General features: G+C 34.2%; 14 protein-coding genes. 6 read left to right on the top strand and 8 right to left on the bottom strand.

The genetic code is table 11. The annotated features are described in order from the left end of the window. Window positions 1–2: 2 nt before the first annotated feature. The 7 genes from SAUT_RS03550 to nadA are packed head-to-tail and all read right to left on the bottom strand — an operon-like array spanning window position 3 to window position 6,291. Entirely contained in the window at window positions 3–461 is a 459-nt protein-coding gene (locus SAUT_RS03550; protein WP_013326504.1) for a hypothetical protein, read from the bottom strand. Next, complete coding sequence (gene lpxC, locus SAUT_RS03545) at window positions 454–1,338, bottom strand: UDP-3-O-acyl-N-acetylglucosamine deacetylase (protein WP_013326503.1); 885 nt, start codon at window positions 1,336–1,338, stop codon at window positions 454–456. Before lpxC ends, SAUT_RS03550 begins: the two co-directional genes overlap by 8 nt. A 10-nt stretch (window positions 1,339–1,348) precedes the next feature. Further along, a complete protein-coding gene (gene pgp6 / locus SAUT_RS03540; protein WP_013326502.1) occupies window positions 1,349–2,716 on the bottom strand; it encodes a peptidoglycan metallopeptidase Pgp6 in 1,368 nt (455 codons plus the stop codon). Between the two features lies 1 nt (window position 2,717). Further along, complete coding sequence (locus SAUT_RS03535) at window positions 2,718–3,386, bottom strand: hypothetical protein (RefSeq protein WP_013326501.1); 669 nt, start codon at window positions 3,384–3,386, stop codon at window positions 2,718–2,720. 29 nt (window positions 3,387–3,415) lie between these two features. Beyond that, complete coding sequence (flhB, locus tag SAUT_RS03530; RefSeq protein WP_013326500.1) at window positions 3,416–4,468, bottom strand: flagellar biosynthesis protein FlhB; 1,053 nt, start codon at window positions 4,466–4,468, stop codon at window positions 3,416–3,418. Between the two features lie 12 nt (window positions 4,469–4,480). Further along, window positions 4,481–5,296 carry a carboxylating nicotinate-nucleotide diphosphorylase gene (gene nadC / locus SAUT_RS03525; protein ID WP_013326499.1) on the bottom strand — a complete coding sequence of 272 codons (816 nt, stop codon included), beginning with the start codon at window positions 5,294–5,296 and terminating at the stop codon, window positions 4,481–4,483. Further along, window positions 5,293–6,291 carry a quinolinate synthase NadA gene (nadA, locus tag SAUT_RS03520; RefSeq protein ID WP_013326498.1) on the bottom strand — a complete coding sequence of 333 codons (999 nt, stop codon included), beginning with the start codon at window positions 6,289–6,291 and terminating at the stop codon, window positions 5,293–5,295. The genes nadC and nadA overlap by 4 nt, the downstream gene beginning before the upstream one ends. Before the next feature lie 93 nt (window positions 6,292–6,384). On the opposite strand from nadA, the gene plsY reads away from it, so the two are divergent. The 6 genes from plsY to SAUT_RS03490 all read left to right on the top strand — a co-directional run bounded on the left by plsY (window position 6,385) and on the right by SAUT_RS03490 (window position 11,254). Then, window positions 6,385–6,999: a glycerol-3-phosphate 1-O-acyltransferase PlsY gene (plsY, locus tag SAUT_RS03515; protein ID WP_013326497.1), complete on the top strand. Its 615-nt coding sequence runs from the start codon at window positions 6,385–6,387 to the stop codon at window positions 6,997–6,999. 1 nt (window position 7,000) lies between these two features. After that, window positions 7,001–7,330 (top strand): dihydroneopterin aldolase, encoded by a 330-nt coding sequence (locus SAUT_RS03510; protein WP_013326496.1) that lies wholly within the window; start codon window positions 7,001–7,003, stop codon window positions 7,328–7,330. A gap of 99 nt (window positions 7,331–7,429) precedes the next feature. Then, window positions 7,430–8,101, top strand: coding sequence for a homeostatic response regulator transcription factor HsrA (hsrA, locus tag SAUT_RS03505; RefSeq protein ID WP_013326495.1), 672 nt, complete (start codon window positions 7,430–7,432; stop codon window positions 8,099–8,101). A 50-nt stretch (window positions 8,102–8,151) separates the two neighbouring features. Then, complete coding sequence (locus SAUT_RS03500) at window positions 8,152–9,453, top strand: sensor histidine kinase (protein WP_013326494.1); 1,302 nt, start codon at window positions 8,152–8,154, stop codon at window positions 9,451–9,453. Between the two features lie 78 nt (window positions 9,454–9,531). Beyond that, entirely contained in the window at window positions 9,532–9,783 is a 252-nt protein-coding gene (locus tag SAUT_RS03495; RefSeq protein WP_013326493.1) for a YfhL family 4Fe-4S dicluster ferredoxin, read from the top strand. A gap of 4 nt (window positions 9,784–9,787) precedes the next feature. Beyond that, window positions 9,788–11,254 carry a Ppx/GppA phosphatase family protein gene (locus tag SAUT_RS03490; protein ID WP_013326492.1) on the top strand — a complete coding sequence of 489 codons (1,467 nt, stop codon included), beginning with the start codon at window positions 9,788–9,790 and terminating at the stop codon, window positions 11,252–11,254. Here SAUT_RS03490 and bamA read toward each other — a convergent pair. Next, entirely contained in the window at window positions 11,251–13,512 is a 2,262-nt protein-coding gene (gene bamA, locus SAUT_RS03485; protein ID WP_013326491.1) for an outer membrane protein assembly factor BamA, read from the bottom strand. The genes SAUT_RS03490 and bamA overlap by 4 nt on opposite strands. Window positions 13,513–13,598 lie beyond the last annotated feature (86 nt).

Below are 13,598 nucleotides of genomic sequence, written 5' to 3'. Positions count from 1 at the left end.
TCCTATCCAACAGCCCCTATCATATACAAGGGTGTTGTATTTGTACTAAACTCATTATAATCCAGCACATCCGGCAATCTAAAATCTGCCTGTGGTGCTGTTTCTATTTTTTGAGTTTTTATCTCTTGATTGATTTTAACAAAATATAGCTTTCCAATCGCTTTGATGGGTTGATTTTTATTAAAATAAAAGGCATCTGTCGCAAAAAGAGGTATTTTTTTTAAAATACTTAATGATTTTAAAAATATATAAGCAACTTTTATAGCCATAAAACTGCCTGGTCCATTAGCATAAAATAATTTCTCTACATCATATTTATTGAGTATATTTTTAAAAATCAAAGGCAGAACATCAGAGCTTTTTTCATTACTCTCTATCACTTCAAGAATTTTATTATTTTCATAAACACCAATTTTTATCGGCGATGAAAGTGTTATACATAAAACATCAACTTTAGGCATATGCTTTTTCTAACTCTCTTGTTTTTTCGCCTACGAGTTCAACAACCTCGTAATTATCCGCATCTTTAAGCAGTTCCAGCGTTAGTTTGTGGTTTAAATCATGACTGCCTGCCAATGCTTCATAGTTTCCTATAAAATTCATGCCAATCAGACTCATATCACCAATTGCATCGAGAATTTTATGTCTTACAAATTCATCACTAAAACGCAGTCCTTCGGGATTTAATATTTTTTTTTCATCCAAAACTACTGCATTTTCAAGTGAACCTCCCAGAGCCAACCCTTTTGAACGCAAATATTGAACTTCATGCAAAAAGCCAAATGTTCTTGCCCGAGATATTTCATTTTTATAACTTTCTTTGGTAAACTTCAAAACATATGCCTGTTTTTGAATAACCGGATGAGGAAACTTAATAGTAAAATCATAATTTAAATCAGGCGAAGGTGAGAGTTTGACATATTTTTCTCCCTCTTTTATTTTGACCTCTTTTTTAATCATCATAACTTTTTTAGGCACATCTAGTTCTTTAATGCCGGCTTCATCCAAAAGCATGCAAAAACTTGCACTGCTTCCGTCCATTACAGGAACCTCATCAGCATCAACAATAACGCGCAGATTATCAATTCCGTAAGCATATACAGCCGATAAAAGATGCTCGATTGTAGAGATAACATGATTATCTTTACCTATAACTGTTGCCATTTTCGTATCAACAACATTCTCTGGAATCAAGGGAATAGAAACGTCCACATCACTTCGGTAAAAGACGATACCGCTGTTTGATTCTAAAGGTTCTAACTTTAATCTTACAGGAGAACCTTTATGCAAGCCTATTCCAACAAGTTCTACGCTTTTTTTAATTGTTGTCTGATACATTTGCTATCCTTTACTTGCCATCAATAATTTTTTTAGCACGCTTAATAATATCATTAATATTGAGTTTTATCCACTGCTTATCCATCCACTCTTGAGGACGTACTTCTATACCTTGGACCAATACGCCAAAATGCAGGTGGTCTCCCATTGCATAACCAGTTTTACCTGTTTTTGCAATAACTATATTTGGTGCCACCTCATCGCCCGTGGTAACTTCTAAACTTGAACAGTGTCCATAAAGCGTATACAAACCTAAACCATGCGCAATGATAGGTGAATTTCCATATAATCCATTATAATTTGCAAATATAACACTTCCACCGTTTTGTGTTTTTATAGGCGCCATAGCATGACTTGCCATATCTAATCCCAAATGATATGCTTCACTGATAAAGTGGCCCTTATAATAATATTTTCTATGATCTCCAAAATATGCAACTACTTGTCCATTTTTCAGAGGATACATTTTTTTAATTTTAAAATCACTAATCATTTCCTCGGGTACATCTGAGGTAAGTTTATGAATCAATTTTTCATTTTTTGCTCGTACATCTTCATTGATTATTTTAAATCTTTCCAGCGGAACTTCTATTCCTTGTGTCTCATCAAACTGTTCAGCCAGCTCGGCAATTTTTCCATTTAAAAATTTATCAGAAAGTGTAATTTTTGAAAGTCTGTATGCTTTGTTTTTTAAATATAATGGAACATACGATTTTGTCATATTTCCTGCAGCATCATTTACCACAACTGTCGCTTTAAAGCTTTCATCCTGCACAGGCCACGCAAGTAAAGCTATATAATAACCCTCTTTGTAAAAAGGTTCAGCCTTAAAATGTTTGTTGTGATTTGATTCTATATACAACTCTTTTAAATTTTCATCTTCTGCTTTAAAAATAACGAGAGCAGAACCTCCACGAGATATTTTGTATGAATTGTTAACAATACTAACCTGAGGTCTTTTCTTATCAATTTTAAGTTTAAAGGATTTCAGTGCTACATTGCCATTAAGAAAATTCCATTTACTAGCATCCTGTGCCTGTACAATAATTTCAATATCTTTGTCTTTAATTGCATATGCACCTCGTGGCGGTTGTAATTCCAGTTTAATTACTTTTTGAGGAGTAAGCAGTCGGTTATATAGCAGTTCACTATCACCGCTTTTTGTTCGCACTATCACTTTATATGATTTTATCCCGCTGCCATCTTCTATTTTTAACTGCAGTGGCTTTTTAAGATTCCAGTAACCGTTCGTTTGCAGTGTAATTACAGGCGCATTACGCTCAAATGTTACAGAAAAATAAACGTATAATCCAGCTCCTACAAATAATGTCATTAGGAATAATGCACCAAATGAAGATTTATTTCTCTTGTTTCTCAAATTATATTTCCTTAATTGATTTTAAAATTTTGTTATTGTCGTCACTTTTATAAAGTCTGACTTCTTTTACATGTACTATTTTAAGCACTTCTTTTAGTACTTTTTGGACATCTTTTTGGGTCGCACCGCTGCATTTCAAATCTTCATCTGATATATACATATTTACAATCTGTGCATTAGAACTCTGCACCATGTTTTTATACATCAAAGATTTCAAACGAAACAGCGCCAGCGACTCTCTTTTTTGCAAAAACTCTTTACATGTAAGATACTCTGCTTTTAGCTCTATCAATTCACTAGCAACAGCAAAAGCTGTACCATTACATGTATCATTTAAAAAGCCTTCAGTAAACTCTAAAAGACCTGCAAACAGCGCTGTTGCCATTTTTTGATTTATTGTAATATCATTTTTTTTCAATGTATCAAAAAGAGCGATAGTATCAGGCTGCGCTTCAATTATCAAATCAGCTGAGGCAGGAAGACTCTCTCTTTGCTTTGCATACCAGGGTAAAAATAAAACCCTAGCATCAATCTTTTGTGTTATGACTAAAGAAACTTTTTTGTGTTTGCTCAATATATAAGAATACAGGGCATTTGCGTTTGCAAATGAGTTGGCATCAGTCCTAATTACAATATGCTTTGCATTGTCTATATCATTAAAAGCTATCAAATGTCTACTTTTTTAAATCAAATTATATACTATTTCTTATTCATCTTGTAAACATATGCCAAAACTTCGGCTACTGCGCTAAACAATGCTTCAGGTATGGGCTTGTCCACGTCAACTTCTTTATAAAGACTTCTTGCCAAAGGAGGATTTTGAACAATATGCACACTGTTTTCTCTTGCAATTTTCTTAATTTGCTGGGCTATATTATCCATCCCCTTTGCAACGACCAAAGGTGCATGTGATTTGCTTTCATCATATTTTATGGCGACGGCATAGTGCGTAGGGTTTGTTATAACCACATCGGCGTTTGGTACTTCTGCCATCATTCTTTTTTTTGATGCTTCCATCTGAATTTGTCGAATTTTAGATTTAATAAGCGGATCACCTTCCATATTTTTCATCTCATCTTTAATCTCTTGCTTAGACATTTTCAAGCCGTCAAAATACTGTTTTCTTACAATAATCACATCTATAATCGCAAAAATAAAAATAATAAAAAGCATCACAAAAGCGATAATTATCATTTTATCTTTAAGCCACATTAGCTGATCATGCAGTCCAAAAAGTGCGACCGTCGGCAGTTCTTGAATAAAATAAAAGAAAAATATAAAACCCACACCCAAGGTTGTGAAAGATTTCAGCGTTACTTTGACGCCTTCAATTAATTTTTTTAAGGAAAAAAGATTTTTTGTTCCTTTAATCGGGTCAATCTTTTTAAAATCCGGCATAATAGCTTTTGTAGTAAATAAAAATCCAAATTGTGCCAATGCGGCGATCACACCTGAAATGGCAACTGCAGTAGCCAAAGGAAGAACCATGAGTAAAAATTCTTTGATTGTGACTATTGCAATATCCATTGCAAATAATTTATCAACAGGCATACCGATAAGAGAGAAATAGTACCGAAAAAGATGAATCATGTGCTCTGCCATAAAAGGAAAAAGCATTAACACGCCCAATATTGCTACAAAAAGAGTAAGAACTCCCGAAGCATCCTGAGATTTCGGAACATTGCCTTCTTTTCGGGCATCTTCTATTTTTTTGGGGGTGGGTTCTTCCGTTTTTTCCTGATCATCAGCCATATATTATGACCTTTAATCCATTTTCATTGAGAGGTCTATCCAGTTTGCCTGATGCACAAGTGCTCCTGAGCTGATAGCATCAACACCTGTTTTTGCATAAGATTCAATAGTTTCTAAAGAGATATTTCCACTAGCTTCCAAAAGTATATGCGGATAATTTTCATTTCTAAAAGCAACAACTTCTTCAACTTGAGCAGGTGCCATATTGTCGCACATCACTATATCAGCCTGTGCCGCCATAGCCTCTTGGGCTATAAAAAGTGTATCGGCTTCTACTTCTATTTTTGCCGTAAAAGGAATAACCTTTCTGGCATCTTCTATATAATCTTGTAAATTTTTGATGGTTTTTAAATGTGTGTCTTTTATCATTAAAGAGTCATCAAGGCCCATTCTATGATTAACAGCACCACCGCAGCGTGTTGCATACTTTTCAAATACCCGGAGCAAAGGCCTCGTTTTTCTCGTATCAAGTAATTTTACATTGTACGGCTCTACAATATCAACATATTTTCTTGTCAGTGTTGCTATAGAGCTCGCATGTAAAAGCATGTCTAAAAGTGTTCTTTCACAGCGAAGCAGTGTATGAGAATCTGCTTCAACAGTTGCTATCGTCTCGCCGTTTAAAAATGTCTGCTTGTCAGATTTGAGCCATGTAACTGAAAAATTTTCCAATTTTGCCATAGCATCTATATATTTTCTCCCCGCAACAACACCGTCACTTTTTGCAATTATTTTAGCACTTGCAGGCATAGCGGCTTCAACCAGAGCATATAAATCTCCGCGTCCGACGTCTTCTGCCAATGCTTCTTTTACAAATTGCTCTATCATAATGCCAACATTCTCTCTAATGCGACTTTCGCCCATTTTTGCGTTTTTGGATCTACTTCTATCTCATTTATCGGCTCACCCTCATCTATAGCCTTGAGTGTCAAATAAACATCTTCGAGTGTCGTTTCATTCATTGTCGGGCATTCCGGTTTTGTAGAACTCAGCACGTAAGTATTTTTCGATCGCAAGCGGTTTACCATGTTAAACTCTGTTCCAACAGCCACTTTTTGCTCTTCAGGTAACTCTGTTATATATTTAATAAGCTGCGATGTTGAACCAACGAAATCACTCGCTTCACAAATTGCAGGATCACATTCAGGGTGTGTTGCTATTAAGATACCCGGAAATTTTTTACGATAGAACTCTATGTCTTCAAGCGTAAAAAGCTGATGCACTGAACAAAATCCGTCATAACATATGATATCAGCTTCTTTAGGATCGCCTTCTTGTCCGATTACCATTGATTTAAGACCCATTTGGTTGGCAATATTTTGTCCTAGACATCTGTCAGGTACAAAAAGTATTTTTTTACCTTCATCCAAAGCGGTAGTGATGATTTTTTTTGCATTGGAACTTGTACACACCATTCCGCCCATCTCTCCGACTTTCGCTTTAACATCAGCATTTGAATTTATATAGGTAATCGGTAAAATATTTTCTTTGGCAATACCGTTGTCTTGTAAATACTTCACAGAATCATCATAATACATTGAGTCAATCATTCGAGCCATTGCACAGCAGGCAATCTTTGGCATAACTACACGTTTGTTTGGAGAGAGTACTTTTACACTCTGCCCCATAAATCCAACACCGCAAAAGAGTACATATTCGGCATCATCAGCTATTGTTCTCATAGCCAACTCCAACGAGTCACCTGTAATGTCAGCAAGTTCAAATACTTCATCACGCTGATAAAAGTGTGCAACAACAGTCACACTCAGCTTTTCTTTGAGTTCATTAATTCTTTTTTTTAATTCATCATTTGTTAACTGCAAAAAATCATCCTGTATTTTATAATTATGCAATTATATCAAAAATTTAGTATAGAAATTGTAGAATGTCATCATTCAAATAATTTAAGGTAATTTATGGATTTTTTATTTAATATCAATGTTGATTTTTACATTGCGGCATATCTCATAGGCGGTATTCCGTTTGGTCTTTTACTCGCAAAAAAATTTGCAGGTGTTGATGTAAAATCAGCAGGAAGCGGTAGTATAGGTGCAACAAATGTACTCAGAGTTGTAAAAGAGACAAATCCGGCTTTGGCCAAGAAACTTGGCATTGCGACACTTGTTTTAGATGCGCTTAAAGGTGTTGCAGTTTTGAGCGCAGCCTATTTTATGGGACTTGATGAATCTGTTTTATGGGCTGTAGCGGTACTGGCAGTTCTTGGACACTGTTTCTCTCCTTATCTTGGATTTGAAGGCGGTAAAGGCATCGCAACGGGAATGGGTGTGATGATGTTTATGCTGCCTGTTGAGACGACTATTGCATTAATAGTCTGGCTAGTTATGGCAAAAACTGTCCGTATTTCTTCAGTTTCATCCCTTACAGGTGTGCTTGCCCTGCTCATCTCAAGTTTTATAATTCATCCGAATATGGCACATGCACCGGTTGTTTTCATTGTAGCAATTCTCTTTTACAAACATATTCCAAATATCATCCGTGTTATCAAGGGTGAAGAAAAAAGAGTCATATAATTTGAAAATCCACATTGAAAATTTAACCTTTACATGTATCATAGGTATTTTGGAATTTGAGAGAAACAATGCACAAGAAGTTATCATCAATGTAGAAATTAAATATGCATATGATGATGAATTTATTAATTATGCAGAAGTAGCAGATTTTATTAGAGCAGCTATGATTCATCAAAAGTTTTTACTTATTGAAGATGCTCTTCAATATTTAAGTGTACAACTCAAAAATAAATTTTCAAAAATAAACACCCTCTATCTAAAAATCACAAAACCCTCAATATTGCCCGATTGTATGGTCAGTGTAAGCGATACTACACACTTCAATTCTTAATCCTAACTTCATTTTTTTTTAAAAAAAATTGAAAAAAACTTTAAAGTAACCTAAAATTATGCTATTATTCCACCAAATATTTAAGCACAGGAAAAATGAATGCGTATTCTCATTATAGAAGATGAAGTTACATTAAACAAAATGTTGGCAGAAGGACTCAAAGAATTTGGTTATCAAAGTGATGTTGTTGAAACGTTAAAAGACGGTGAATACTATCTTGACATCCGTAACTACGATTTAGTTCTTATGGACTGGATGCTTCCGGATGGAAACTCAGTTGATATTATAGGTGATATTAAAGCAAATACACCAAAAACAGTAGTTGTTGTTATTTCAGCAAGAGATGACAATGAAAGTGAAATCGAGGCATTACGTGCCGGTGCTGATGACTACATTAGAAAACCATTTGATTTTGATGTCTTAATTGCTCGTATTGAAGCACGTCTTCGTTTTGGCGGAAGTAATATTATCGAAATAGAAGATTTAACAATTAACCCTGAAGAAGAAAAGATTACATACAAAGAGACAGAAATAGAACTTAAAGGGAAACCTTTTGAAGTGCTTACCCATCTAGCTCGTCACCGTGATCAAATTGTTTCTAAAGAGCAGCTTCTTGATGCTATCTGGGAAGAACCTGAACTCGTTACTCCAAATGTAATCGAAGTTGCCATTAATCAGATTAGACAAAAAATGGATAAACCTTTATCTATCACAACAATAGAAACTGTACGCCGTCGCGGTTATCGTTTTTGTTTTCCAAAAGAAGTTTAATTAAACTCTAAAATGATATAATCACATAAATACAATTATGAGGTTATATCATGTTTTCCAAGCGAAGTATTCGAACTAGCTTTCTTATTCAACTGATTTTTTCATCAGTAACACTCATAATTATCTTTTCATCTCTCTTATATTTTTATATAGAAAAATCCATTTATGATGATAAAAAAGCAGAGCTTATACAGTATGCGAAAAATATTTCTGCCTACAAATCAGTGTTTCAGGCCGATGAGTCTATTCCTGAAAATTTTTTCTCCCTAAATGTCGGAATAATTTATTTAAAAAATCCCGATACACAGATGGATGTATATGAAAAAACAGATCATAAGCATACCTACTTAACACTTGTATACCCTTTTAATCTTGATGACAAGAGTTATCTTAAAATTACAAAAGATATTACGCAGACAAAACGATTGCTAAAAAAAATTTTAAGATATATCTTTATAATAAATATAGCCGGTGTACTTCTAGTCATAATTTATGCTATAGCATTGTCAAAAATGCTCGTTGCTCCGATACAAACACTTACAAAAAAACTGGCAAATATGAATGAACATCTTATAAAAGAGATTGATACACAAAGACTTCCTGCAGAGTTTGAACCTTTGGGAGAAACACTTAATCACCTGATTTCTAGAATTCAAAACTTTGTCAAATACCAAAAAGAACTTTTTATCGGAACAGCACATGAGCTCAAAACCCCTTTGGCTGTCATAAAATTAAAAAACCAAGTTACACTCATTAAAAAACGAACGCCAGAGGAGTATATAGAAGCAATTAAAACAACAAATAAAACTGTTGACGAGATGAACATAATCGTTTCAAATATATTAAATATAGGTCGCCAAGAAGGTGCTCAGCTTGACAAACCGGTAGAAGTAGATGTTATAGCATTTTTAAAACAAAAAGCGAATGATTTTAAACTGCTTGCAGAGAATGAAGGCAAAGTACTGCAGATGCATTTTGAGCCGGATGGATTTATGGCAACGCTGCAACTCAGCCTTTTAAATCAAATCATTCAAAACTTTTTGCAAAATGCTCTTAAATTCACACCTAAAGAGAAATCGGTTACGCTCAGAAGCTCTCAAGATGATGTCGGGCTTCTTATAGAAGTCATAGATGAAGGATGCGGAATTGATGATACAATTGATTTATTTGCTCCGTTTAAGAGACAAGGAAACAAATCAGGTGTCGGACTTGGTCTGTTTTTAGCAAAAAGTGCTGCAGATGCCTTAGGTGCTAGAATAAGTATAAAAAACAGAGAAGACGGAATTGATGGAACAATTGCATCATTACAGCTAAATTCTAAACTCTCTTGCATAATTCCAAGAAATCGATAACGTTTCAAAAATAATAAAGCTTTAATTTGATATAAATCGTCAGATAAAAAATAAGTATAGAATATAAGGTTTTTGAATATGGCTCTAATAATTAATGATGAATGTATCGCATGTGATGCATGTAGAGAAGAATGTCCTACGTTGGCAATAGAAGAAGGTGATCCAATTTACTATATTGATCCTGATAGATGTACCGAATGTGTCGGAATATATGATGAACCTGCTTGTATATCTGTTTGCCCGGTTGACTGTATAGTTCCAGACAAAGATAATGTTGAGACAATAGCAGAACTTCAATTTAAGTATAAAAACTTAGAAATAGAAGAATAGTACCTTGGCAAAACGTGTTGCAATCATAGACATTGGTTCTAACTCAGTTAGAATGGTGATATACGAGAAAGTATCCCGTTTTGCGTTTCATCTACTTCATGAAGCAAAATCAAAAGTCAGAATTTCTGAAGATGCCTACAAACACAATGGATCCCTGCAGGAAGTTCCAATGCAGAGGACTTTTGATGCACTCAGTGATTTTATACAAATCAGTAATTCGTTCAAAGTAAACAAACTCTTATGTGTCGCGACTTCAGCATTAAGAGATGCTCCCAACAAAAAAGATTTCCTGCAAAAAGTAAAACAAAAGTTAAAACTCAATATCAAAATTATAAGCGGTGAAAAAGAGGCCTATTTTGGGGCTATTGCCTGTGCAAATCTTTTACCCCAGCAACACAATGCGCTTAGTATAGATATAGGAGGAGGTTCTACTGAGCTTGCCTATATAGACAAAAACAATGTTTCACATCCTTTATCTTTAAAACTTGGAACTGTCCGCCTTAAAGAGCTTTATTTCGACTCTAATGATATTAAGGGTGCGGTTAAATATATTGATAAACAGCTAGAAATGCTGCCAATTGAAAAAATCAACACCCTTATTGGGATTGGTGGAACATTTCGAGCAATTTCAAACTCCATAATGAAACGTACAACATATCCTCTGAACAAATTGCATGCATACGAGTATGATGCAACAACACTAAAGCAATTTATAGAAGAGCTTTTACATACAAAAAACAATAAAGAGTTAAAAAATCTTTTTATTGACAACAATAGATTTGATGTTATAAAACCCGGTACGCTCATTTTACAAAGAGTGCTTAAAAAAATAAATATCTCAAAAATTATTACCAGCGGTGTTGGTGTAAGAGAGGGTGTTTATTTAGCAGATTTGTTAAGAAACTCTAAGCATAAATTTCCCCACAACTACAATACTTCAGTACGATATCTCATAGACACACATGTGCAGGATAAGCAATTTTCAAATAATTTAAATTTACTCAGTAAAAAGATATTTGATTTAACATATGAATATTTTGGTATAGACTATAAATACAGATATAATCTTGCCATAGCAGCGAAGCTTTATCCTGCGGGGAGCAGTGTACACTTTTATTCACAAAATAAGCATACATATTATTTGATACAGAGTGCCCTGGAATATGGATTTACACATCATGACATCATGCTGATAGCCACACTGACAAAATATGCTAAGAACAAACTGCCTTCAAGTACACATTTGCAGCTTTATAAACAACTACTGCCTAAAGAACAAGTCACAAAAACACTGAGTTTTCTGCTCTCATTAAGTATTGCACTTTTGAGCCATAGGCCAAGAAATCTAGATTTTGAATTGAATTTTAAGGGGAATGCTTTACATGTAAGCTCCACTAAAAAGCTTTATCTTTCCAAAGAAGCAGTGGCAAAATTAGAATGCGGGCACCAAGACTTTAAAGTATTATTTTAAAATCTCTGTCCCATTGTAAATTCAAAGCTTGATGTTTGATCCCCTTCTTTAGGGCTTATTGGACGAGCAAACATCAACTGAATAGGTCCGACAGGTGAAAACCATTCTATCCCCGCACCATATCCGGCTCTTGATATATTATTTGTCAATAAATTGTTTGTAATATTATCTGAAATCGTTCCCCAGTCTACAAAAGCCACCACTCGCATTTTTGCTTTTGGAATTAAAGGCAAACTCAGTTCTACATTATTTGAAAAAGTTTGTGTTCCGCCGACTCTTCTAATGCCGTCTGTTGCTGTTGAGTCAGCTACTGTTGGCGAAAGGGAATATGATTGATACCCTCTCACACTTCCAATACCACCCATATAAAATTTTTCAGCTAATGGAATATAGCCGTTATCAATCACAGCATAATATCTTGCTTTATATCTAAAAATAGCATCAACCCCCAGTAAATCCTGAAGTCCATAATATTTAGCAAAATTAGTTCTTGCTTTTATAAAATCAGCTGTACCGCCAAGGCCTGATTTTTCAAGACTCTGTGTTAGTTCAAATCCTTTACGCGGAAGATAATAATCATCTGTATTATCCCATTTTGCACTTATTGTCACACCGCTTTTTGTATAAGATTCGAATGGATTTACTCCGCCATATACACTTGCATTAAAATCATTTCCAAAAGTATAGCTGTTGCTTGAATAACCATAACCTACATATCCACTTATATGACGGGTAAATCTATGTCCTAATCCCATTGTTAAACCATTACTCAAAACAGAATAATCAATATAATCATATGCTGAATGATAAATAGAAAAATTTCCACTAAAGTCACTATCATTTAAACGTGGATTCGAAATATTAAAAGAATAGTTTTGTGTTGTTTGAGATTTTTCAGCTTTTACTCCAACATTAATACCTGATCCCCAAATATTTCTATCACTCACTCCTATACTCACCAAAAGACCGCCATAGCTTCCATATCCACCACCAAGTTGAATATTACCAGTCGGAGCTTCTTTTACTTTGACAATTAAATCCATAGTTTTATTGTCAATTCTTTTTTCTTCTATTGTATTGCCGTCAAAAAATCCAAGTCTTCCAAGGGCTGTACGAGAATCAGTTAAATCAGTTAAAGAATACATATCATTTGGACCCAAATACAATTCTCTACGAATTATCCTGTCAAGTGTTCTGTTGTTACCTGAAATCAATACATTCCTAATTTTGACCTTATCACCCGGCATGACTTTAAATACTACTTCAACTGTATGTTTTTCTTTGTCTTTTTTCAAATCTGGCACAACCTGAACAAAAGCATAACCCAAATCCGCTACAAGTGTTTTAATCTTTTTAGAATCATCTCTAAAAGTTTTTATGTTAAATACTTCGCCTGGTTCAAGAGATATAACCTCTTGTAGTTTTTCATCATCAGCTACATGTTTCACTTGATTAATGGAAACTTTACTGATTATATAAGGTTTCCCTTCAGAAACCAGGTAACTCATATCAGCACTGTAGTTATCAAAGTCAACTCTTACAAGAGGTTCATCTACTTTGGCATCCAAATACCCATACTGCATATAATAGTCACGAATTCGCAAGTTATCATATTCTAAATCTCTAAGGCTCATTTTTCCGTCATTTTGACCCCAGAACCAGCCCATAAATTCTTGTTCTTTATTTGCTAATACATCATCAAAATCATCTGGATCTAAGCCATAAACACCGCTATACTTTAGCTTTTTAATGATAATTTCTTCACCTTCATTGACAATAAATGTAACTTTTACACTTCCATTTTCCAAGTATGTTGTCTCAACTTCTACAACACTGTCAATTTTACCTTCTTGTGAAATTGCGTCGATGATGCGTTTTTTAGCAGCTTCAAGTTTTTTCTCATCATACAACGTTCCCTTTTTAATTTGTATGACCGAATCTTTTACTTCTTCATCACTCTCTTTCCAACCTTTGAGTTCTACTTGAGAAATAATCGCTTTTTCTTTAAAATAAAAAGTTAATTTCCCATTTCCATCAAATTCTGTCCATATATCATTAAAATAACCTTGATCAAAATATTTTTTGATTGCTTTATCAACTACCTCTTTGTCAACATCATCACCCTCTCCAAAACCCAGCATTCTCAATGCAACTGGCTTAGAGAGATGAACAAGACCATTGTATTCAATTGTTTTAACTACTTGCGCGTATATGTTCGTTGTAAAAACAACCAATAAAAAAGATAAAAGTATTTTCATTCATATTCCATTTAAAAAATTAGTAAAGATTTTACCCATTATGAGGTTAATATTAAGTAAATTTAGTATAATTTTGCAAATTAACA

The sequence above is a fragment of the Sulfurimonas autotrophica DSM 16294 genome, from assembly GCF_000147355.1.
Classification (GTDB): Bacteria; Campylobacterota; Campylobacteria; order Campylobacterales; family Sulfurimonadaceae; genus Sulfurimonas; species Sulfurimonas autotrophica.
The sequence above is the reverse complement of the archived record's forward strand: the minus strand, read 5'-3'. Positions and strand labels throughout refer to the sequence as shown.

Bases quoted from the DNA above. Each gene is read 5' to 3' on its own strand.
- lpxC (WP_013326503.1), bottom strand. From the start codon at position 1,338: ATGTATCAGACAACAATTAAAAAAAGCGTAGAACTTGTTGGAATAGGC.
- SAUT_RS03550 (WP_013326504.1), bottom strand. From the start codon at position 461: ATGCCTAAAGTTGATGTTTTATGTATAACACTTTCATCGCCGATAAAA.
- hsrA (WP_013326495.1), top strand. From the start codon at position 7,430: ATGCGTATTCTCATTATAGAAGATGAAGTTACATTAAACAAAATGTTG.
- bamA (WP_013326491.1), bottom strand. From the start codon at position 13,512: ATGAAAATACTTTTATCTTTTTTATTGGTTGTTTTTACAACGAACATA.
- SAUT_RS03495 (WP_013326493.1), top strand. From the start codon at position 9,532: ATGGCTCTAATAATTAATGATGAATGTATCGCATGTGATGCATGTAGA.
- flhB (WP_013326500.1), bottom strand. From the start codon at position 4,468: ATGGCTGATGATCAGGAAAAAACGGAAGAACCCACCCCCAAAAAAATA.
- SAUT_RS03500 (WP_013326494.1), top strand. From the start codon at position 8,152: ATGTTTTCCAAGCGAAGTATTCGAACTAGCTTTCTTATTCAACTGATT.
- plsY (WP_013326497.1), top strand. From the start codon at position 6,385: ATGGATTTTTTATTTAATATCAATGTTGATTTTTACATTGCGGCATAT.
- nadC (WP_013326499.1), bottom strand. From the start codon at position 5,296: ATGATAGAGCAATTTGTAAAAGAAGCATTGGCAGAAGACGTCGGACGC.